19 protein-coding genes are annotated in these 21,612 nt (G+C 73.6%); 7 read left to right on the forward strand and 12 right to left on the reverse strand.

The genetic code is table 11. From position 1 onward, the window contains the following. From KSNIM_RS13240 to miaA, 4 genes are all read right to left on the reverse strand, one after another. Positions 1–1,741: RelA/SpoT family protein (locus tag KSNIM_RS13240; protein ID WP_263103432.1), on the reverse strand; the 1,741-nt coding region annotated here is incomplete at its 3' end. Between the two features lie 309 nt (positions 1,742–2,050). Beyond that, positions 2,051–2,962 carry a diaminopimelate epimerase gene (dapF, locus tag KSNIM_RS13245; protein WP_411543863.1) on the reverse strand — a complete coding sequence of 304 codons (912 nt, stop codon included), beginning with the start codon at positions 2,960–2,962 and terminating at the stop codon, positions 2,051–2,053. A gap of 8 nt (positions 2,963–2,970) precedes the next feature. After that, on the reverse strand, positions 2,971–3,441 hold the full coding sequence (locus KSNIM_RS13250; protein WP_263103434.1) for a DUF1129 domain-containing protein: 471 nt from the start codon (positions 3,439–3,441) through the stop codon (positions 2,971–2,973). A gap of 318 nt (positions 3,442–3,759) precedes the next feature. Next, complete coding sequence (gene miaA / locus KSNIM_RS13255) at positions 3,760–4,692, reverse strand: tRNA (adenosine(37)-N6)-dimethylallyltransferase MiaA (protein WP_263103435.1); 933 nt, start codon at positions 4,690–4,692, stop codon at positions 3,760–3,762. Between the two features lie 165 nt (positions 4,693–4,857). On the opposite strand from miaA, the gene KSNIM_RS13260 reads away from it, so the two are divergent. Next, positions 4,858–5,088: an antitoxin gene (locus KSNIM_RS13260; RefSeq protein ID WP_263103436.1), complete on the forward strand. Its 231-nt coding sequence runs from the start codon at positions 4,858–4,860 to the stop codon at positions 5,086–5,088. A gap of 58 nt (positions 5,089–5,146) precedes the next feature. Here the strand turns inward: KSNIM_RS13260 and KSNIM_RS13265 are convergent, their stop codons facing one another. Together KSNIM_RS13265 and miaB are read right to left on the reverse strand one after the other, a co-directional pair. Continuing rightward, positions 5,147–5,845, reverse strand: a complete 699-nt coding sequence (locus KSNIM_RS13265; protein WP_263103437.1) for a class III extradiol dioxygenase subunit B-like domain-containing protein — start codon at positions 5,843–5,845, stop codon at positions 5,147–5,149. 111 nt (positions 5,846–5,956) lie between these two features. Further along, positions 5,957–7,447 carry a tRNA (N6-isopentenyl adenosine(37)-C2)-methylthiotransferase MiaB gene (gene miaB / locus KSNIM_RS13270; RefSeq protein ID WP_263107942.1) on the reverse strand — a complete coding sequence of 497 codons (1,491 nt, stop codon included), beginning with the start codon at positions 7,445–7,447 and terminating at the stop codon, positions 5,957–5,959. Positions 7,448–7,519: 72 nt separating this feature from the next. Between miaB and KSNIM_RS13275 the strand changes: the two genes are divergently transcribed. After that, positions 7,520–8,548 (forward strand): TAXI family TRAP transporter solute-binding subunit, encoded by a 1,029-nt coding sequence (locus KSNIM_RS13275; RefSeq protein ID WP_263103438.1) that lies wholly within the window; start codon positions 7,520–7,522, stop codon positions 8,546–8,548. A gap of 24 nt (positions 8,549–8,572) precedes the next feature. On the opposite strand, the gene KSNIM_RS13280 is transcribed toward KSNIM_RS13275, so the two are convergent. Beyond that, positions 8,573–10,003 carry a sensor histidine kinase gene (locus tag KSNIM_RS13280; RefSeq protein ID WP_263103439.1) on the reverse strand — a complete coding sequence of 477 codons (1,431 nt, stop codon included), beginning with the start codon at positions 10,001–10,003 and terminating at the stop codon, positions 8,573–8,575. Between the two features lie 7 nt (positions 10,004–10,010). After that, on the reverse strand, positions 10,011–10,784 hold the full coding sequence (locus KSNIM_RS13285) for a response regulator transcription factor (RefSeq protein ID WP_263103440.1): 774 nt from the start codon (positions 10,782–10,784) through the stop codon (positions 10,011–10,013). 479 nt (positions 10,785–11,263) lie between these two features. Here KSNIM_RS13285 and KSNIM_RS13290 point away from each other — a divergent pair, with 479 nt between their 5' ends. The 5 genes from KSNIM_RS13290 to KSNIM_RS13310 all read left to right on the forward strand — a co-directional run bounded on the left by KSNIM_RS13290 (position 11,264) and on the right by KSNIM_RS13310 (position 16,493). Then, positions 11,264–12,037: an amino acid ABC transporter ATP-binding protein gene (locus KSNIM_RS13290; RefSeq protein WP_411543706.1), complete on the forward strand. Its 774-nt coding sequence runs from the start codon at positions 11,264–11,266 to the stop codon at positions 12,035–12,037. 127 nt (positions 12,038–12,164) lie between these two features. Then, positions 12,165–13,070, forward strand: coding sequence for a glutamate ABC transporter substrate-binding protein (locus KSNIM_RS13295; RefSeq protein ID WP_263103441.1), 906 nt, complete (start codon positions 12,165–12,167; stop codon positions 13,068–13,070). A gap of 47 nt (positions 13,071–13,117) precedes the next feature. Further along, complete coding sequence (locus KSNIM_RS13300; protein WP_263103442.1) at positions 13,118–13,768, forward strand: amino acid ABC transporter permease; 651 nt, start codon at positions 13,118–13,120, stop codon at positions 13,766–13,768. Next, a complete protein-coding gene (locus KSNIM_RS13305; RefSeq protein ID WP_263103443.1) occupies positions 13,765–14,598 on the forward strand; it encodes an amino acid ABC transporter permease in 834 nt (277 codons plus the stop codon). The genes KSNIM_RS13300 and KSNIM_RS13305 overlap by 4 nt, the downstream gene beginning before the upstream one ends. 95 nt (positions 14,599–14,693) lie before the next feature. Continuing rightward, on the forward strand, positions 14,694–16,493 hold the full coding sequence (locus tag KSNIM_RS13310; RefSeq protein ID WP_263103444.1) for an FAD-dependent monooxygenase: 1,800 nt from the start codon (positions 14,694–14,696) through the stop codon (positions 16,491–16,493). A gap of 42 nt (positions 16,494–16,535) precedes the next feature. On the opposite strand, the gene rny is transcribed toward KSNIM_RS13310, so the two are convergent. From rny to KSNIM_RS13330, 4 genes are all read right to left on the reverse strand, one after another. Beyond that, entirely contained in the window at positions 16,536–17,990 is a 1,455-nt protein-coding gene (gene rny / locus KSNIM_RS13315) for a ribonuclease Y (protein ID WP_263103445.1), read from the reverse strand. Positions 17,991–18,205: 215 nt separating this feature from the next. After that, the gene (locus KSNIM_RS13320; protein ID WP_263103446.1) at positions 18,206–19,138 is read right to left on the reverse strand and encodes a regulatory protein RecX; all 933 of its coding nucleotides are present in this window, start codon (positions 19,136–19,138) and stop codon (positions 18,206–18,208) included. 7 nt (positions 19,139–19,145) lie between these two features. Beyond that, entirely contained in the window at positions 19,146–20,243 is a 1,098-nt protein-coding gene (gene recA, locus KSNIM_RS13325; protein WP_263103447.1) for a recombinase RecA, read from the reverse strand. A gap of 148 nt (positions 20,244–20,391) precedes the next feature. Continuing rightward, positions 20,392–21,564 carry an AI-2E family transporter gene (locus KSNIM_RS13330; protein ID WP_411543864.1) on the reverse strand — a complete coding sequence of 391 codons (1,173 nt, stop codon included), beginning with the start codon at positions 21,562–21,564 and terminating at the stop codon, positions 20,392–20,394. Positions 21,565–21,612: the final 48 nt, after the last annotated feature.

Here is a 21,612-nt window from a genome sequence, read left to right on the forward strand (position 1 = left end):
CCGCCGGGGGTGGCGGCGGTGGCTGGGGCACCGGTCTGCCGTCCGCGGGCCCGGTCTCCACCACCGGTGCGGCGGCCGGACGGCCGGCCAGCCAGCGTTCGACGGCGAGGCGGGCGGCGGGGGTGCGGGCGTGGTCCAGCCAGGCGGCGGAGGGGCCCGGGGGCTCGTCGGTCGGGGCGGTGAGCACGGCCACCATGTCGCCGTCGCGCAGCACGGTGGAGAGGGTGGCGAGCCGGCCGTTGACCCGGGCGCCGATACATCGGTGGCCGGTCTCCTCGCCGAGCAGGTAGGCGGCGTCCACGCAGCTGGCGCCGACCGGCAGGTGGAGGGTGTCGCCGGCCTCGGTGACGACGGTGATCTCACCGTCGTCGGAGAGGGTGTCCCGCAGGGTCGTCCAGAAGGCGTCCGGGTCCGGCGTCTCCTGCTGCCAGGCGAGCAGCCGGCTGAGCCAGCCGGGTCTCGCGGGGTCGGTGCGGTCGAGCTCGTCGCCGCCCGCCGTGGTGCCGGCCGCGGCCGGGCCCGCGGAGACCGGTTGGGCGGAGGCCGGTTGGGCGGGGGGCTGGTGCGGGTCGCCGAGCGCGACCACGCCGAACTCGGCCACCCGGTGCATCTGCCGGGTGCGGACCAGGACCTCGGCCACCTCGCCGCCGGGCAGCTGCACCGCGGTGTGCAGCGACTGGTAGAGGTTGAACTTGGGGGCCGCCACGAAGTCCTTGAACTCGCCGGGCAGCGGCGTCCAGCAGGTGTGCAGCTCGCCGAGGACGGCGTAGCAGTCCGCGTTCTCCTCGACGACCACCATCAGCCGGCCGAAGTCGGCGGGCTGCAGTGCCTGCGGCCGCCCGTCCGGGCCGGCCGCGGCCGCCCGCTTGAGCAGCACCCGGTGCACCGAGACGCAGTGCCGGGGGCGGACGGTGACCTCGGCGGCCACCCCGGCCTCGGCGAGCTGGTGGGCGAGCGTCTCGGCTAAGGGCTGCAGCAGCTCGTCCGGCCGGGCCTCGTGCGCGGCGACCACGGCGCGCGTCCGGGCGTACTCCTCCGGGTGGAGGGTGGCGAAGACGATGTCCTCCAGCTCGGTCTTGAGCACCTGGATGCCGAGCCGCTCGGCGAGCGGGATGAGGACGTCCCGGGTGACCTTGGCGATCCGTACGCGGCTGGCGGGCTTCATGTGCCGGATGGTGCGCATGTTGTGCAGCCGGTCGGCGAGCTTGATCACCATCACCCGGACGTCGTCGCCGGTGGCGACCAGCATCTTGCGGAAGGTCTCCGCCTCGGCGGCGGCGCCGAAGTCCACCTTCTCCAACTTGGTGACGCCGTCGACCAGGTACGCGACCTCGGGGCCGAAGTCCGCGGCGACCTGATCGAGCGTCACCTCGGTGTCCTCGACGGTGTCGTGCAGCAGCGAGGCGACCAACGTCGTCGTCCCGGCGCCGAGTTGGGCGAGGATCATGGTGACGGCGAGCGGGTGGGTGATGTACGGCTCGCCGCTCTTGCGGGTCTGGCCGCGGTGGCCCTCCTCGGCGAGCCGGTAGGCCCGGGTGAGCAGGGCGAGGTCGGGCTGCGGATGGTGGCGCCGGTGCGCCTGCACGATCGGCTCGATGGCGTCCGGGACGGGGGCGCGGCCGGTGGCCAGCAGGGCGGCACGGCCCGCCCGGGTCAGCGCGCTGCGGCTCAGCCGGCCGAGCGGGCGCCTGGATCCGGCGCCGGGCTGAGCGGTCTCGATCGGTCCTGCTTCGATGGCCATCCGCACCTCCGGCAGCGATCACCGGAGCGGGCTCCCGACCCGGTGGTCCATGCTACCGAGGACAGCACGATCCGCGACGCCATGCTCCCGGTCCGTGACCAGGATCACCCGATCGGGCGGATTTGCCCGGGACCGAAACGGGAAAACACCGCGCCCCGGCCGGAGCTGACGGCCCGCCGGACACCTTCGGGCGCGAACGACCTCGCGCTCGCACGAGCTCGCGGACGGGCCGGCGGGCGACCTCGCGGACGCCCGCCGCACAGCCGGCGGAGGGGAGCCGACGGACCGTCGGCGAGCCGGAACCGGGTGTCAGGCGGTGGAGCCGGCCAGCCAGGCCGGGTCCAGGGTGCCGGAGGCGACGATCTCGGCGGGGCCGGTCATCTCCACCCTGCCGTCCGGGAACTCCTCGATGACCAGCCGGCCGCCGGGGACGTCCACGGTGTAGCGGACGGCCTCGCCGGTGACGGCCGGGTCGAGCCCGTCGCGGCGCGCGGCGGCGACGGCCACCGCGCAGGCGCCGGTGCCGCAGGAGCGGGTCTCGCCGGAGCCGCGCTCGTGCACCCGCATGGCCACGTGTCCGGGGCCGCGGTCGACCACGAACTCGACGTTCACGCCGTCCGGGTAGACCCCCTCGGGGGTGGTGCGCGGCGCGGTGTACAGGTTCCCGGCGTCGTCCAGGCTGTCGACGAAGGCGACCGCGTGCGGATTGCCCATGTTGACGTTGCGGGCGGGCCAGACCCTGTCGTCCACCGCGACCTCGATGCCGTCCGGGCCGGGGAGCAGCGCGCGGCCCATGTCGACGGTGACCTCGCCGGGCGTGCCGTCGGCGGCGGGCCCGGCGACCCGGACCTGCCGGACCCCGGCCCGGGTGGCGACCGCGAGCGCACCGGGCTTCGCCAGCCCGGCCTGCACCAGGTAGTGGGCGAAGACCCGCACGCCGTTGCCGCACATCTCGGCGATCGAGCCGTCGGAGTTGCGGTAGTCCATGAACCACTCGGCCTCGCCGGCCAGGTGGGCGGCGGCCGGGTCGGCGGCGGAGCGCACCACCCGCAGCAGACCGTCGCCGCCGATGCCCGCGCGCCGGTCGCACAGTCGGGCGACCACGGCCGGACCGAGGTCCAGGCGGCCGTCCGGGTCGGGGACGATCACGAAGTCGTTCTGGGTGCCGTGGCCCTTGAGGAAGGGGAGGCCGGAATCGGTGGGTGCGCTCACGGAGCCGATGGTACTGATCAGCCGCGCAGGTGGACGACCCGCCAGAGCGCCAGGGCCACCGCCGCGCCCGCGATCAGGGTGTAGGCCGCGATCGCCCGCCAGCCGGCCCGGACGCCGCTGCCGCGCCGAGGCAGGCCGGGCCACTTGTAGCCGGCCCGTCGGGCGGCCATGGCGCCCCAGCCGCCGGAGGCCGCGGTGAGCAGCAGGCCGAGCATGCCGATCATCGAGGAGGCGGCGTCGCCGGAGAAGGCCAGCGGGAAGGCGAACATCAGGGAGCCGAAGGTCGCCATCAGCACGATCGGCAGCAGCTGCCACCAGCGCAGCCGGCGGCGCGGTCGGATCTCCCGCTCGTGCACGACGCCGGGGGCGGCGAGGTCCTCGATGGCGGGCAGTGCGATCGCATAGGAGGTGGGCACCACGAGCTCGGGCAGCACCCGGTCGGTGCCCTGCCTGAGCTCCTCGGTTTCGGGGCCGGTACCCGTCGACACGCGGCCTCCCCTGACGGATCGACACGAGTTCACGGACTCGTGAACGGTGAAGCCGGCCCGCGCAGACCGACCCCTGGTACTGACGATGATGGCATGTCCAAGGTTGCCGACAGTGCGTCGTACGGGGTCTCCGGGTGATCCGTGGCCATGACGTGATCGGGCCGTAACCGCCGGTTCGTCGTGCACCTGCCGTTGCGTGCGCAGCTGCACGAACGACATGGCCGGAAAGCGCCCCCGTGGCCTCCGGGGTCTTGCGGGGCGTTCCGGGCGGGTGCTTCCGGAGGGTACTCCGGGGCGGCGCCCGGGGCACCTGCGGGATCAGTCGCCGATCAGCTCCAGCGAGCGCGCCAGCAGCTCGACGGGGTCGGCGCCGGCCGGGCGGTCCAGCCAGTGGATGCGGTCGTCGCGGCGGAACCAGGACTCCTGCCGGCGGGCGAACCGCCGGGTGGCACGCACGGTCTCGGCGCGGGCCTCGTCCTCGGTGCACTCGCCGGCGAAGTGGGCCAGGACCTGCTGGTAGCCGAGCGCCCGCGACGCCGTCCGGCCCTCGCGCAGCCCGGCCTTCTCCAACTCCCGCACCTCGTCGAGGAGTCCGGCCTGCCACATGCGGTCGACCCGCAGCTCGATCCGCTCGTCCAGCTCCGGGCGGGGCACCCGGACGCCGATCTGCACGGCGTCGTACACGGCGGTGTGGCCGGGCAGGTTGGCGGTGAACGGCCGGCCGGTGATCTCGATGACCTCCAGGGCGCGGACGATCCGCCGGCCGTTGCTGGTCAGGATCGCCGCGGCGGCCGCCGGGTCCACCGCGGCGAGACGGCCGTGCAGCGCGCCGGAGCCCTTTTCGGCCAGCTCGGCCTCCAACCGGGCGCGCACGGACGGATCGGTGCCGGGGAACTCCATCTCGTCCACGGCGGCCCGCACGTACAGCCCGGAGCCGCCGACCAGGACGGGGGTGCGGCCGGCCGCGAGCAGCCGGTCCATCTCGGCGCGGGCGAGCCGCTGGTACTCGGCGACGCTGGCCGCCTCGGTGACGTCCCAGATGTCCAGCAGGTGGTGCGGGACACCGCCGCGCTCCTCCTCGGTGAGCTTGGCGGTGCCGATGTCCATGCCCCGGTACAGCTGCATCGAGTCGGTGTTGATCACCTCGCCGCCCAGGGCCCTGGCGATGGCCACGGCGAGGTCCGACTTGCCGGCGGCGGTGGCGCCGACGACGGAGACGACGCGGGAGGGGGCGGGGCTGGAGCTGCTCACCCGCCCAGTCTCCCAAACCCTGCGGCCGGGTTCGCACCGCCGTATCGTTTTGTCCGATTACGCCCGGTTTGCCGCGGAGAACAACGGGGCACATCCGAGCGTTGGAGGAGATGGGACGCCGGCCCGTCGGGTCCGGCCCTCCCCCACCGGACGAGGAGACCAGCCATGGGACTGAAGGACAGCCTCAAGGTCAAGGCCGACGAGCTCAAGGTCAAGGCGAGCGAACTCACCGGCCGGCACGAGGAGAAGATCGACGACGTCGTCGACAAGACCGGCCAGGCCGTCGACAAGGCGACCAAGCACAAGTACCACGAGAAGATCGAGCACGGTACGGCCAAGGCGAAGCACATGGTCAACGACTTCGCGACCAAGCCGGACGCGGGCGGGACCTCCTGACCCGCCCGGGCCGGCCGGGCCGGCCGGGCATGGACGGGGCCGGGCCCCGGTAATGGGCTCAGCGCCAGGAGGCCACGAAGTAGCCCACGCCGTACGGGGCCTCGTCGTGCAGCAGTCGGCCGCGCAGGCCCGCCCCCTCCGCGGCCCCGGCCAGCACCTGCCAGGGCGCCCGTCCGTCGGCCTGCAGCTCGGCCGAGAGCTGCGGGTCGAGGGCGGCCAGCGCACCGGTGTCGGCCGCGGCCAGGGCGGCCGCGGCCGCCGCGTCATAGGCCTCGGAGCGCTCGTCCCAGTAGCCGGGGGCCTTCACCGAACGGCAGGCGCTGCCGCCGCCCAGCACCAGCAGGCCGACCCGGTCCGCGAGGTCGGCCAGGCCCTTGCCGAGGCCCGCCAGGCGGTCGGGGGCGGTGTCCGGGCGGACGGCGCAGGCGTGCGCGGGCAGCACGGCCCCCGCCTCGCCGAGCAGCCAGGCCCCCACGGTCAGTGAGGGCGCGAGCTCGGGGCCGGACACCCCGGCGGCGGGCAGCCGCACCGCGAGGTCCACCCCGTAGCGGCGGAACGAACCGGCCCCGCCCTCCGTCCAGACCTCCGCCCTGGGGCCCGTCCCGACCAGGACGATCAGCTCCGCCCCGGAATCGAGCAGCTCCCCCACCGCCTCCGCACAGGCGGCCCGCAGCCCGTCCAGCTCGGGTGCGGCACCTGCCGCCACCTCCGGGACGATCAACGGCGGGCAAGGACAGACGGCGGCGGCAACCAGCATGCCGATCACTCTAGTCGGCGCAGGCCCGCCCAGGACTCGCGGCGAACCCAAGGGGCGGGTGGGGGCACCTCCCGCCCCCACCCGCCCCCGGGTACGGGCCCGACGGGAACGTCAGTCGCAGCCGCAGCCCGGCCCCGCCGGGGCCGCCGCCGGAACCGGGGCGCCGATGGTGGGGATGCCGAGCATCACGCCGGCCGGCTTGGCCGCGGGGGCCGCCTGCCGCTTCTCCCAGGCGTCGCCGGCCCGCGTGCGCCGGACGGCGATCGGGGTGCCCTCCGCGAGGAGGTGGTGCGGGGCCGCGTAGGTGATCTCGACGGTCACCACGTCACCGGGCCGGACCGGCTCCGCGGGCCGGGTGAAGTGCACCAGCCGGTTGTCGGGCGCGCGGCCGGAGAGCCGGTCGGTGCGGTCGTCCTTCTTGCCCTCGCCCTCGGCGACGAGGATCTCCAGCCGGCGGCCGACCTGCTTCTTGTTCTCCTCCCAGGAGATCTCCTCCTGGAGGGCGATCAGCCGGTCGTAGCGCTCCTGGACGACCGCCTTCGGGATCTGGTCCTCCATCTCGGCGGCCGGGGTGCCGGGCCGCTTGGAGTACTGGAAGGTGAAGGCGTTGGTGAAGCGGGCCTCGCGGACGACGTGCAGGGTCTGCTCGAAGTCCTCGTCGGTCTCGCCGGGGAAGCCCACGATGATGTCGGTGGAGATCGCGGCGTCCGGCATGGCCTCGCGGACCTTGCGGATGATCTCCAGGTAGCGGGCCTGCCGGTAGGAGCGGCGCATCGCCTTGAGCACGGTGTCCGAGCCGGACTGCAGCGGCATGTGGAGCTGGTGCATCACGTTCGGCGTCTCGGCCATGGCGGCGATCACGTCGTCGGTGAAGTCGCGCGGGTGGGGCGAGGTGAAGCGGACGCGCTCCAGGCCCTCGATCTCCCCGCAGGCGCGCAGCAGCTTGGAGAAGGCCTCGCGGTCGCCCAGGTCGGAGCCGTACGAGTTGACGTTCTGGCCGAGCAGGGTGACCTCGACGACGCCCTCGGCGACCAGGGCCTCCACCTCGGCGAGGATGTCGCCGGGGCGGCGGTCCTCCTCCTTGCCGCGCAGCGCCGGGACGATGCAGAAGGTGCAGGTGTTGTTGCAGCCCACCGAGATGGCGACCCAGGCGGCGTACGCGGACTCGCGGCGGGTCGGCAGGGTGGAGGGGAAGGTCTCGAGCGACTCGAGGATCTCGACCTGGGCCTGCTCCTCGACCCGGGCCCGCTCCAGCAGCGCGGGGAGGTGGCCGATGTTGTGGGTGCCGAAGACGACGTCGACCCAGGGCGCCTTGCGGACGATGGTGTCGCGGTCCTTCTGGGCGAGGCAGCCGCCGACGGCGATCTGCATGCCCGCGTGCTGCTGCTTGACGGGGGCCAGCCGGCCCAGGTTGCCGTACAGCTTGTTGTCGGCGTTCTCGCGGACCGCGCAGGTGTTGAAGACCACCAGGTCCGGGTCGGCGTCCTGGGCGGCCTTCGCGTAGCCCGCCTCCTCCAGCAGGCCGGACAGCCGCTCGGAGTCGTGGACGTTCATCTGGCAGCCGTACGTGACGACCTTGTAAGTTCGCAAGCTCTCCTCCATACCCACGACAGCAAGGGTACGGGCAGTGGGACGGCCCTCCCGCAGGGCCGCCCGGCCTGGCAGTATCCCTGCATGGCCCAGTCCTCGATACCCGCCCGGTTCGGCTCCGCCGTGCGCCGCGCCGCCCGCCGCCGGCCGGTGCCGATCGGCCTGGTGCTGCTGCTGGTGGCGGGCGCCCTGACCGGCTGGTGGCTCTCCTCGACCGCGTCGCCCGGCTACCCGAAGGGCGAGATCGGCTTCTCGACCGGCGTGCAGCGCGGCGTGTACGACCGCTACGGGCAGCTGCTGCGCGGCTACGTGTCGACGGCGATGCCCGGCGTGCGGATGCGCCTGGACAACTCGCAGGGCTCGGTGGACAACCTGGAACGGGTGGCCGCCGGCCAGGACGACTTCGCGATCGCGACCGCGGACTCGGTGGCGGGCTTCAACAGCCCCTCCAAGTGGCGGCTGCGGGCGATCGCCCGGCTGTACGACGACTACCTGCAGCTGGTGGTGCCCGCCGACTCGAAGGTGCGACGGACGGCCGACCTGCGGGGGCTGCGGGTCGGGGTGGGCCAGGAGAAGTCCGGCGTGAACCTCGTCACCCGCAAGCTGCTCGCCGCGGCGGGCCTGAACATCGACAAGGACATCCGGCCCGCGATGCTGGGCGTCGGCGACGCGGCGGACCAGCTGCGGGACGGCCGGATCGACGCGTTCTTCTGGTCCGGCGGCCTGCCGACCAACGCGCTCACCGACCTGTCGGAGCGCTACCGGATCCGGATCGTGCCGCTGGCCGACCTCGCCGAGGCGCTGCACCAGCAGGAGGGCGGCGGCGGCACCGACGCGTACCGGGCCGCGACCATCCCCAAGGACGCCTACCCGAGGGCGGAGCCGGCCGGCACCGCGGTGGCGACGGTGGCGGTGCCGAACCTGCTGGTCACCCGGGACGACGTCGACCCCGACCTGGTGCAGGGGGTGACGCGGGCGGTGATCGACAGCCGGGACACCATCGGCTCGCAGGTGCACGCCGCGCAGCTGGTGGACCTGCGCACCGCCGTCTACACCGACCCGCTGCCCCTGCACGAGGGCGCCCGGCGGTACTACACCTCGATCAAGCCCTGAGGGACCGGCCCCGCCGGGCGGGGCTCAGTCGCGGCGGCGCGGCACGGACAGCACCACGGTGAGCCCGGAGGGCTCGGCCTGCGCGAAGTCCAGCGAGCCGCCGCCCGCGAGCAGCAGGGTGCGGGCGATGGACAGGCCGAGCCCCGACCCGTCCACGTTCTGGTGGCGGGGGCTGCGCCAGAAGCGGTCGCCGATCCGGCCGAGCTCCTCCTCGGTGAGCCCGGGGCCGGAGTCGGTCACCGCCACGCTGACCTCGTGCTTGCGCAGCACCGTGTCGACGGCCACCCGGCGGCCGGCCGGGGTGAACTTCAGGGCGTTGTCGAGCACCGCGTCCAGTGCGCTGCCGAAGCCGATCGGGTCGGCCAGGCCGTACGCCACCGGGGGGCCGTCCCAGGCCAGGTCGATGCCGCGCTGGTCGGCGACCGGACGCCAGGCGTCGACCCGGGCGAGCACCAGCGCGGTGAGGTCGACCGGCTCCGGCTCGGGGCGGGCGTGCTCGGCGGTGGCCAGGCCCAGCAGGTCGTCCAGCACCCGAGCCAGCCGGATGCCCTCCTCGCGGACGGCGCCGACCTCCTCCTGGTGCCCTTCGGGCAGCTCCAGACCGAGCAGTTCGACCCGCAGCAGCAGGGCCGCCAGCGGGTTGCGGAGCTGGTGGGAGGCGTCCGCGACGAAGGCCCGCTGCTGGTCGATGGCGAGCACCACGTGGTCGGCCATGTCGTTGAAGGAGCGGGCGAGGCGGCGCAGCTCCGGCGGGCCGCCGCTGGCGGCGACCCGTGCGTTGAGCCGGCCGGTGGCGATGTCGTGGGTGGCCCGGTCGAGGGTGCGGACGGGCCGCAGCACCCAGCGGGTCAGCCGGAGGGCGAGCAGCACGGCGACGATCATGGCGAGCGCCTCGCCGGCGCCGATCCACAGCCAGCTGTGCAGCACCCGGGCCCGCATCGGCCCGGTCGGCGACTCGGTGATCACCACGGCGACCACGTCGCCGTCGCGGACCACCGGCAGGGCGACGGTGATGGTGCGGTCCGGGGTCCACGGCCAGACCTGCGGCGGGTTGTGGCTGCGCCGCCCGTCCAGCGCCTCCTGGAAGGCCTGTGCGCCGGGCCCCGCCTCGGGCACCGTCCAGCCGGCCGGGGCGACGGCGACGGCGATGCCGTCCCGCTGGAAGATGCCGACCCGGGTGCCGTACAGGTCGTGGTAGCGGGAGGCCTCCAGGGCGAGCATGCGCAGTCGTGTGGTGTCCCCGGCGTCGGGTTCGGTGCTGCCCTTGACGGCGGTGTCGGTGCCCGCCCGGCCCTGGGTCGGCAGGTCCTGGGCGAAGCGGGCGGCGTCGTCGATCCGGTCGACCACCACCCGGCTCTGCTCGGCCGCGGCGACGGCGGCGGCGAGCGGCAGCCCGAGGGCGGCCAGCACGCAGGCCATCAGGGAGAGCAGGATGCCGAGCAGGCGGTTCTGCACGTCGGGCTCAGCGCTCCGCGGTGCCCGAGCCGGCGGCGTCGGCGCTACCGGTGTCGGGTGCGTCGGCCCGGGCCGCGCCGTCCGCGGGCTGCTCGGCGATCAGCCGGTAGCCGACGCCGCGGACGGCCTCGACGAGGCCGGGCAGGCCGAGCTTGGTGCGCAGCGAGCCGATGTGGACCTCCAGGGTGCGGCCGTTGCCCTCCCAGCCGCTGCGCCAGACCTCGCTGAAGATCTGCTCGCGCCGGTAGACCACGCCGGGGCTCTGCGCGAGCAGCGCCAGCAGGTCGAACTCCTTGCGGGTCAGCGGGACGTCGCGGCCGTGCACGCTGACGCGGCGGCGCTCGCGGTCGATTTCGATGCCGCGGGAGGCGAGCGGGCCGCCGGCCTGCTCGCCCGTGCCGGCCGGGGTCGCGGGCAGGCCGCGCCGGGAGACCGCGTGGATCCGGGCGAGCAGTTCGCCCATGTCGTAGGGCTTGGTGATGTAGTCGTCCGCGCCGAGGTTGAGGCCGTGGATCCGCGAGCGGATGTCGGCCCGGGCGGTCACCATGATCACCGGGACGCCGCTGCCGGCCCTGATCCGGCTGCACACCTCGAAGCCGTCCCGGTCGGGCAGCCCGAGGTCGAGCAGCACCACCCGGAACGGTTCGTTGCCGTCGGGTACGAGGGCGTCCAGCGCCTCGTGCCCGCTGCGCGCGTGCTTGACCTGGAAGCCGTGCCGGCCCAGGACAGCGGTGAGCGCGGCGGCGACCCGGTCGTCGTCCTCGACGAGCAGCAGTCGCATCCGGTACCTCCTCTTTCTCCCGTTGCCGCGGTGGCCTGTCCGGCCAGTGTGCCGGGCGGGCGGCCCGACCGGTACGGCCACGCGGTTCGGAGTATTGTGCCGTCCGCCCCGGGGGCGGCGACAGCGACGTCTGCGGGGCGGACTCGGCGCCCCGGCCCATCGCACCGCACACGGCCGGCCACCGGGGGCGGCGGCCGCGGGCCGTTACCGAGCCGATACCCGCGGCTGCCCGGCCCACGGCGGACGCGCAGGGTGACCCCCCGGCGGCCGTGCGTGGCCTGATCGTGATCCTCAAGTTCCGCTCAGATCGACTGACATGGCATCGTCGGGCCTCTTATGGTCGGCCCACCGGGGGCTGCGGGCTCCGCCGGCTCCGGCCCCCGGCACCAGTTCGACGTACCAGTTCGACCCACTTCGCACCACCAGCACTGCCACCCGCGGGAGTTGACCCCGGGCCAGAGACGAGGAGCTACCGCGCGATGACCGAGACCGCCGTCACCGATGCCGCGGCCGCAACCGCTCCGCTGGTGGTGCTGTCCGGCGTCAACAAGCACTTCGGCGCCCTCCACGTGCTCCAGGACGTCGACCTGAGCATCCGTCAGGGCGAGGTGGTCGTGCTGATCGGCCCGTCGGGCTCCGGCAAGTCCACGCTCTGCCGGACGATCAACCGGCTGGAGACGATCGACTCGGGCACCATCACCATCGACGGCCGGCCGCTGCCCGAGGAGGGCAGGGAGCTGGCCCGGCTGCGCGCCGAGGTCGGCATGGTGTTCCAGAGCTTCAACCTGTTCGCGCACAAGACGGTGCTGGAGAACGTCGTCCTGGCCCAGGTGAAGGTGCGCGGCATCGCGCGCGCCCAGGCCGAGGCCACCGCCCGCGAGCTGCTGGAGCGGGTCGGCGTGGGCGCCCAGGCGGACAAGTACCCGGCGCAGCTCTCCGGCGGCCAGCAGCAGCGCGTGGCGATCGCCCGGGCGCTGGCGATGCGGCCCAAGGTGATGCTCTTCGACGAGCCGACCTCCGCGCTCGACCCGGAGATGGTCACCGAGGTGCTGGAGGTCATGCGCCAGCTCGCCGCCGAGGGCATGACGATGGTCGTGGTCACGCACGAGATGGGCTTCGCCCGCTCCGCCGCCGACCGGGTGCTGTTCATGGCGGACGGCCGGATCGTCGAGGAGAACACCCCGGACGCGTTCTTCACCGCCCCGCGGACGGACCGCGCCAAGGACTTCCTGTCCAAGATCCTGAGTCACTGAACGCCGCGGCGCCCACTGCGCGCCGACCCACAGCGGCCGGGCCCGAAGGGGTGCCCGGCCGCAGTCACGGAAGGTCCAGCCCAGCGCCCCGGTCGCCCGGTGGCCACTACCGAGGAGAGCCAACCTCATGAGGACTCGTCGCACCATCGCCGCCGCCCTGTCGGTGCTCGCGCTGACCGCCGTCGCCGCCTGCGGCAAGGACGGCTCGCCTGCCGGCTCGGACGCCGCCGCGCCCACCCTGCCCACCTACGCCGTCAACAAGGCCGCCAACCTGGACGCCTCGCCGGTGTGGAAGAAGGCCAAGGCGAAGGGCAAGCTCACCATCGGCGCCAAGGCGGACCAGCCGTACCTCGGCTTCGAGGACGTCACCGCCAACACCCGCACCGGCTTCGACATCGAGATCGCCAAGATGATCGCGGCCGACCTCGGCTTCGCGCCCGACCAGATCGAGTTCAAGACCATCGTCTCCGCCAACCGCGAGACGGAGATCATCGGCGGCGGCATCGACTACTACGTCGGCACCTACAGCATCAACGACAAGCGCAAGGCCTCGGTCTCCTTCGCCGGCCCGTACTACATCGCGGGCCAGGACCTGCTGGTGAAGAAGGACAACACCGCCATCACCGGCCCGGAGTCGGTCGCGGGCAAGAACGTCTGCTCGGTGACCGGCTCCACCTCGGTGACCCAGATCCAGAAGTACGTCGGCGAGGGCAAGAAGGTCGTCCAGTACGACAACTACGCCCAGTGCGTGGACAAGCTGCTGACCGGCGAGATCGACGCGGTCACCACCGACGACGCGATCCTCAAGGGCTTCGGCGCCAAGAACGCCGGCAAGCTCAAGGTCGTCGGCAAGACCTTCTCCAAGGAGAAGTACGGCGTGGGCCTGAACCACGACGACAAGGTGCTGCGGGACGCCATCAACAACGCGCTGAAGGCCCACGAGGACAACGGCGACTGGAAGAAGGCGTACGACGCGACCCTCGGCCTGTCCGGTGCCGCCGCCCCGGCCGTGCCGGCGCTCGAGCGCTACTGATCCGGTCCGGGACCGGCTGAACGACCAAGGAGAGGAGGGCCGCCGGCGTGGGCATACTGTTCGAGGGCGACAACTTCGCGCTCTTCCGCGACGGTTTCCTGCAGACGATCGAGCTCAGCGCGGTGAGCGCGCTGCTCGCGCTGCTGCTCGGCACCGTGCTGGCGGCCTTCCGGGTCTCCCCGGTCCCGGCACTGCGGGTGTTCGGCACCGTGTGGGTGAACACCTTCCGCAACACCCCGCTGACCCTGCTGTTCTTCGCGGTGGTCTTCGGACTCCCGCGACTGGACGTGCACTTCGACAACTTCACCCTCGCGGTGATCGCGCTCAGCGCCTACACCGGCTCGTTCGTCTGCGAGGTGCTGCGCGCCGGCATCAACACGGTGCCGTTCGGGCAGGCCGAGGCGGCCCGCAGCCTGGGCATGTCCTTCGGCCAGACCCTCCTCCACGTCGTGCTGCCCCAGGCGGCCCGCACCGTACTGCCGCCGATGAGCAGCATCTTCATCGCCCTGCCCAGGAACTCCGCGATCGCCGGCGCGTTCAGCGTCGCCGAGCTCTACAGCGTGCAGGCGACTCTGAGCGACAAGGGGTACGACATCCTCGCGATCTTCTTCTGGGTGGCGCTGGCCTACCTGCTGGTCAGCTTCACCGTCGGCGGGGTGTTCCGCTTCCTGGAGAGCCGCCTGGCGGTGGTCCGATGAGCACCCGCACCGCCACCGCGACCGTCCTCTTCGACACCCCCGGCCCGAAGGCCAGGTTCCGCTACCGGCTGTTCGGCATCCTGTCGCTGATCGCCATCGCCGGCCTCGGCTGGTACGTGTGGGCCAAGCTGGACGCCGCCGGACAGTTCGACCCCCAGCTGTGGGACGCGTTCCAGTACACGGCCGTGCAGCAGCGCATCCTCGACGGCATGCTGGCCACCCTCAAGGCCTTCGCGCTGGCCGGCGTGCTCTCGATCGCGCTCGGCGCGCTGCTGGCCGCCGGCCGGCTCTCCGACCACCTCCCGGTGCGCGCGGTGTCCTCGGCGGTGGTGCAGTTCTTCCGCGCCATGCCGCTGCTCATCATGATCTTCGCGCTGTACCACGCGGTCTTCCCCTCGAAGCCGATGCCGGCCCTCGTCCTCGGGCTCACCCTCTACAACGGCGCCGTCCAGGCCGAGATCATGCGCACCGGCATCCTCGCGCTGCCCCGCGGCCAGGGCGAGGCCGCCTACGCCCTGGGCATGGGCAAGACCCAGGTGATGACGCTGATCCTGGTGCCGCAGGCGGTCCGGTCGATGCTGCCGGCGATGATCGGCCAGCTGGTGGTCACCCTCAAGGACACCTCGCTCGGCTTCGTCATCACCTACCCCGAGCTGCTCTACGCCGGCAAGCTGATCGCCAGCAACTCCACGGGCTATCCGTACATCCCCGTGGTGATCGTCGTCGGCACGCTCTACATCGGCCTGTGCCTCGCCCTCACCGGGCTCGCCAAGTGGCTCGAGGCGCGCGGCCGACGCGGCGCGAACCGGCGCACACCTGCTGCTGCTTGACGTCAACCCAGGTGATCTGTTGCATTGCTCTTCGTGACACCACCAGGGACCACCCCCGCGGCATATGCTGATCCCGCACGCCCGGAGGTCCCCGCGTGGACCCGGTGATCGTCGTCGGGGCCGGGCCGGTCGGGCTGTCGCTCGCCCTGGCCCTGGCCCGGCACGAGGTGCCGAGCATCCTCCTCGACGAGGGCGCGGGCCTGTGCCCGGAGAGCCCCCGCACGGTCGTCCTCGGCCCCGACACCACCGCCCTGCTCGAACGCCTCGGCTACACCCGGGCCTCCTCCGACGCGGCCCGCTGGGACGCCTTCACCGTCTGGCGCCGCCGCGCCGAGGTCCTGCGCATCCCGCTCGACGGGGAGCCGGTGCTGCACCTCGCGCAGCACCGGCTGCAGCGCGGCCTGCGGGACGCCGTCACCGCCACCCCGCTGATCCAGCTGGTGCCGCTCACCCGGGTCGTCGAGCTCGAACAGGACCGGGACGGCGTCAGCGTCCGCACCGCCGGTACCCGCGACGGCGCCTCCACCTGGTGGCGCGGCAGCCACCTGGTCGGCTGCGACGGCGCCCGCTCCACCGTCCGCAAGCTGCTGAAGATCCGCTTCCCGGGACGGCCCGCCGTCGACCGGCACGCGGTCGCCACCGTCCGGGTCGACCTGCCCTTCGCGGGCGAGGCCCGGCTGCACCGCGAACCCCCGTGGCGCGGCGACCGCGAGGCCTCCGCCCGCCCGCTGCCCGACGGCCTGTGGCGCCTCGACTGGCGGCTGCCCCCCGGCCGGCCCGCCCCCACCGAACCGGTCGACCCGCACGCCACCTGGCCCGGCATCGTCACCGGCGACACCCTGCTCACCCGGGTCAGGGCCACCCTCACCGGCTGGTGCGGCGAACTCCCCGCGTACGAGCTGCTCGCCGCCGCCGACCACACCGCCCAGCAGCGGCTCGCCGCCCGCTTCCGCTCCGGCCGCTGCTTCCTCGCCGGCGACGCCGCCCACCTGCACGGCGCCCTCGGCATGCAGAACCTCGTCGACGGGCTCCGCGACACCGACAACCTCGCCTGGCGGCTCGCCCTGGCCTGGCACCTCCACTCCGGCGGGCCGCAGCCCGGCGGGGCCCTGCTGGACGGCTACGAGGCCGAGCGGCGCAGTGCCGTCGGCGCCCGGTTGCGCGCCGTCGACCAGGCGATGCCGCTGCTGCGGCCGCTGCGCGGCTGGCAGCAGACCCGGCGCTCGTTCTTCACCGGTTCGTTCCGCAAGCACGCCCCGCTGCTGGCGGACGGCCAGCTCGGCACCGGCCGCTTCGGCGGCGCCCCCGCCTACCCGGCCGCACCGTCCGGGGTGCCCGGGCGGGTGCCGGAGCAGCGCGCGGCGGGCCGGGGCACCTCGCTCACCGAGAACCTGCCGCCGACCGCGCCGGGCGTGCAGGTGCCCGACCTGCCGGTGGTCACCACCGAGGGCACGCCGGACCGGCTGCGCGCCCGGCTCGGGCTGGGTTTCCTGCTGGTGCTGGTCGCGCCCGGTACGGCCGTCTGGTCGTCGCGGCACTGGCTCGGCGCCGGCATGATGCCGCGGCTCACCGAGGTGGCCGCCGCGCTGCCCGTGCCGGCCGAGGTGCTGGTCACCGAGGAGTACCCGGGGGCCGAGCCGCACACCGTGCTGCTGGTGCGCCCGGACGGGCACCTGGTCGGCGCCACCCAGGGCTGCCGGGCCGAGGAGCTGCGCAGTCTCGTCGAGGGTGCCCGCGGCGGTCCGGCCTCACTAGGCCCGGCCGAGGGCCCGGAGGCGACCGCGGAACGCGCCGGGCAGGCGGCGGGCATCGGCAGGCGGTCGGCGGAGAGCGACGGGCCGGCGGCGGAGGCCGCCCGGGAGGACGCCGCCAGGGACGGTGCCGGCCGCCGCTGACAAACCGTCGCGCCGGCGCGGTCGGAGAGGGCCGGCAGGGACTCAGCGGGCGAACTCGGTGGCCCGGCTCTCGCGGACCACGGTGATCCTTATCTGCCCGGGGTAGGTCAGCTCCTCGCGGACCTGCCGGGCGACCTCGCGGGCGATGGTCTTGGCCCGCAGGTCGTCCACCTTCTCGGGCTGGACCATCACCCGCACCTCGCGCCCGGCCTGCATCGCGAAGACCTTGGAGACGCCGTCGTGCGAGCGGGCGATCTCCTCCAGCCGCTCCAGCCGCCGGACGTAGGCCTCCAGCGACTCGCGCCGGGCACCGGGGCGGCCGCCGGAGCAGGCGTCCGCGGCCTGGGTGAGCACCGCCTCCACCGTCTTCGGCTCGACCTCGCCGTGGTGCGCCTCGATCGCGTGCACCACCTCGGCGGACTCGCCGTGCCGGCGCGCGAACTCGGCGCCGATCGCGGCGTGGCTGCCCGGCAGCTCGTGGCTGAGTGCCTTGCCGATGTCGTGCAGCAACGCGGAGCGCTTCACCAGGTCCTGGTCGACGCCGAGTTCGGCCGCCATCATGCCCGCGATGTGCGCCGACTCCACCAGGTGCCCGAGCACGTTCTGCCCGTATGAGGTGCGGTAGCGCAGGGTGCCGAGGGTCCGGACGAGCTCCGGCTCCATGCCGTCGAGCTGGACGGCGAGCAGCGCGTCCTCGCCGGCCCGCACGCAGAGCCGCTCGACCTCGGCACGGCTGCGCTCGTGGACCTCCTCGATCCGCAGCGGGTTGATCCGGCCGTCGGCGGTCAGCGCCTCCAGGGTCAGCCGCGCGGCCTCTCGGCGGACGGGGTCGAAGCAGGAGAGCTGGACGAGTTCGGGGGTGTCGTCGACGATCAGGTTGACCCCGGTGACGGCCTCGAAGGCGCGGATGTTGCGGCCCTCGCGGCCGATCACCCGACCCTTCATGTCCTCGTTGGGCAGCTTGAAGGCGGCCACCACGGTCTCGGCGGTCTGCTCGGCGGCCAGCCGCTGGATCGACCCGGCGATGATCTCGCGGGCCCGCTGGTCGCCGTCGGTCTTCGCCCGGCGCTCGATCTCCCGGACGGTGACGGCCGCGTCCCGCCGGGCCTCGGCCTCGACCGCTCGGGTGAGTTCCTCTCGGGCGCGGGCCGCCGTCAGCCCGGCGGCGGTCTCCAGGGCGCGGCGGCGTTCGGACTCCAGCTCGGCGAGATCGGCCCGGGTGGCGTCCAGCTCGTTCGCGCGGCGGTCGAGTTCGTCCTCCTGGGCGCGCAGCCGACGCAGCTCCTCGGCCAACCGCTCCTCGCGGCGGTCGAGTTCGGCGCGCAGTTGGGCGGCCTGGGTCTCGGCCCAGCCGCGGGCCCGCTCGGCCTCGCCGACGGCCCGCCGCTGGGCACCCTGCAGGCGGCGGATCATCAGCCAGGTGAGTGCCAGCACGAGGCAGAGGACGACGGTCAGCAGCAGGGAGGCGACCGATCCGGTGCCCATCGCGATCCTCATCCCGGTCTCACTCCCCGTCCCTGCGCGCGGTGTCGGTGCGGCGGTGAGGGAACTGCCGGGGACCGGGGGGTGGTACGCGGAACCGACTCCGACCGATCCTGCGCACGGCGGGCCGTAGCGCGATCGAAGTGATCCCTCACTGCCTGCGAGGCTAGGCGCAGGTTACGAAACGGTCAAGATGCGATCGAGAGTTGATGCCGATGACTGATGATCCGTCACCATTCCTCGCCGAGGCCTTCACTCTCCTCCCCCAGGGCCTCCCGGACGACGCGGAAGGCGAGACCCTCGGAGTAGCCGCGGCGGGCGAGCATCGCGACCAGCCGGCGGGTGCGGGCCTGCGGCTCCAGGCCGCGGGTGGTGCGGAGCCGGCGGTCGACCAGGGCGCGGGCGGCCTCGGCCTCGTCGTCGGAGTCGACCCGGGCCAGCGCCTCCTCGACGAGGTCGCCGGAGACACCGCGGGTGCGCAGCTCCTGGGCGAGGGCGCGGCGGGCGAGGCCGCGGCGGCCGTGCCGGGCGTCCACCCAGGCGGCGGCGAAGGCGGCGTCGTCGATCAGCCCGACCTCCTCGTAGCGGGAGAGCACCTCTTCGGCGACCTCGTCGGGGATCTCCCGCTTGCGCAGGGCGTCGGCGAGTTGCTTCCGGGTGCGGGGGCTGCCGGTGAGCAGGCGCAGGCAGATGTCGCGGGCCCGCCCCGCGGGGTCGGCCTGCTCTTCGGCACGCCGGGCCGGGGTGCCCGAGGGTTCTTCGCCCCGTCCGGCCTGCCGGCGGCGTTCGCCCGGGCGGTCGGCCCGCTCGCTCCGCTCCTTGCGCTCGCTCCGCTCTTCGCGGTCGTCCCGGCCGGAGTGCCGGGACCGCGGGGCCCGTTCGCCCCGGGGCCGCGGGGTCGCACCCCCGGCGGGCGGCTCGCCCTCCTCGGGGGCGAGGGCGCTGCGGCGGCGCCGGCGGCCGGCGGGCAGCGCGGAGGCCGAGCGCAGGCCCGGCATCTCGTCGAGGCTCGGCGCGACGGGGCCGTGGTGGTCGTCGGGCCCGGACGGTCCGTCCGCCTCCTCCTCGGGGAGGGCGACGGCGGCGAACCAGTCGGGCGGGCCGGCGTCATCGGGCTCGGCGGCGGGTGCGGCCGAGCCCGATGGGCGGTCGGGGATGTGCATCGGCGGATCAGGCCTTGGCGGCGGCCGCCGTCTTCTTGGCGGCGGTCTTGGTGGCCGGCGCCGGAGCCTCGGCGGCGGGTGCCGCGGCAGCGTCGGCCGACTCCTCGGTCTTCGGGCCGATGCCCAGCTTGCCCTTGATCTTCCGCTCGATCTCGTCGGCGAGCTGCGGGTTGTCCCGCAGGAAGTTGCGGGCGTTCTCCTTGCCCTGGCCGAGCTGGTCGCCCTCGTAGGTGTACCAGGCGCCGGACTTGCGGATGAAGCCGTGCTCGACGCCCATGTCGATCAGGCCGCCCTCACGGCTGATGCCGACGCCGTAGAGGATGTCGAACTCGGCCTGCTTGAACGGGGCCGCCACCTTGTTCTTGACGACCTTGACGCGGGTCCGGTTGCCGACCGCCTCGGTGCCGTCCTTCAGGGTCTCGATGCGGCGGATGTCCAGACGCACCGAGGCGTAGAACTTCAGCGCGCGGCCACCGGTCGTGGTCTCCGGCGAGCCGAACATGACGCCGATCTTCTCGCGGAGCTGGTTGATGAAGACGGCGGTGGTGTTCGACTGGTTGAGCGCACCGGCGATCTTGCGCAGCGCCTGGCTCATGAGCCGGGCCTGCAGGCCGACGTGCGAGTCGCCCATCTCGCCCTCGATCTCGGCGCGCGGGACGAGCGCCGCGACCGAGTCGATGATCACCAGGTCGATCGCGCCGGAGCGGATCAGCATGTCGGTGATCTCCAGGGCCTGCTCGCCGGTGTCCGGCTGGCTGACCAGCAGGGCGTCGGTGTCGACGCCGAGCTTCTTGGCGTACTCGGGGTCGAGGGCGTGCTCGGCGTCGACGAAGGCGACGGTGCCGCCGGCCCGCTGCGCGTTGGCGGCCAGGTGCAGCGTGAGCGTGGTCTTGCCGGAGGACTCCGGGCCGTAGATCTCGATCACGCGGCCGCGCGGGATGCCGCCGACGCCGAGCGCGACGTCCAGCGCGGTGGAGCCGGTCGGGATCACGTCGATGGGCTCGTTGGCCTTCTCGCCGAGGCGCATCACCGAGCCCTTGCCGAACTGCCGCTCGATCTGGGCGAGTGCGGTCTCAAGGGCCTTCTCGCGGTCCGTTCCTGCCATGGCTTCCACCCTCGGGTTCTGTGCTGTGCGCTTCATCGTCCTCGACGCTAGCGCGTCCCACCGACAATCGACCCGGATCGGGCCGCGCCTGTGGAAAACTCGCCGACGACGAGTATAGAGAACAACCGTTCGAATCCCGCGAAGACTCCTACTCCTCTCCGTCGCCCCGGCCCCGACCTGCGGATTCGTTCGAGGATCCGCTCCGCATCATGCGCCGCAGCCGGCGTGCGGCCTGCCGCCTGCGCTCCCGGCGTTCCTTGCGCTCCTCACCGCGGTCGATCCGCGGGTCGGTCGCCACCTCGTAGCGGCGCACGTACGTGCCGACGAATCCCTGCAGGGTGGCCGCGGCCGGGATGGCGATCAGCGCGCCCACCGCACCGAGCAGCGCCGCCCCGGCGATCACCGATCCGAACGCCACCGCGGGGTGCACGTCCACCGTCTTCGCGGTGATCCGCGGGTGCAGCACGTAGTTCTCGATCTGCTGGTAGACGATGACGAAGCCGAGTACCCAGACCGCGTCCACCGGCTGGCCGGTGAGCGCGACCAGCACCGGCAGCGCACCGGCGATGTAGGTGCCGATGGTCGGCACGAACTGCGACATCACGCCGACCCAGATACCGAGCGCGGCCGCGTACGGCAGTCCGAGGACCTGGAAGACCAGCCAGTGCGCCAGCGTCGAGATGAGCGCGAGCAGCGCCCGGGAGTACAGGTAGCCGCCGGTCTTGGCGAGCGCGATCTCCCAGGCGCGCAGCACCTCGGCCTGTTTGGCGGGCGGCAGCAGCGAGCAGACGGTGCGCCGCACCCGCGGGCCGTCCGCGGTGAAGTAGAAGCTGAACAGGCCGACGGTGAAGAGCTGGAAGAGGCCGCCGATCACGGTGCTGGAGACACCCCAGACGTTGCCGGCCGCCTGCTGGGCGTACTTCTCGACGGTGCCGGAGTCCTTGAGGACCCGCTTCTGCAGCTCGTCCAGCGAGAGGTCCTGGTGGAAGGTCCGGTTGATCCAGCCGATCAGGTTCTCCAGCAGGTGCGGCAGCTCGCCGGCGACCCGGGTCACCTGGTCGACGAGCAGGGTGCCGAGCGCTGCGAGGAAGCCGCCGATCGCGATCACCGCGGCGATGAACACCAGGAAGGTGCCGAGCCCGCGGCGCACCCCGCGGGCCGCCATCCGGTCCACCGCGGGCTCCATGGCCAGCGAGAGGAAGAAGGCCACCAGCAGCATGACGAAGAGGTCGATCAGCTGGTGGAACGCCCAGTCGGCGAGTTGGAAGAGGCCGACCAGCACCAGGGCGAGCACCATCGCCCTGGGCAGCCACCGCGGCATGGCCCCGCCGCGCAGCTGGGGTCTGCGGCCGAACCAGTCGTCGCGGGC

The sequence above is a fragment of the Kitasatospora sp. DSM 101779 genome (assembly GCF_025655475.1).
Classification (GTDB): domain Bacteria; phylum Actinomycetota; class Actinomycetes; order Streptomycetales; family Streptomycetaceae; genus Kitasatospora.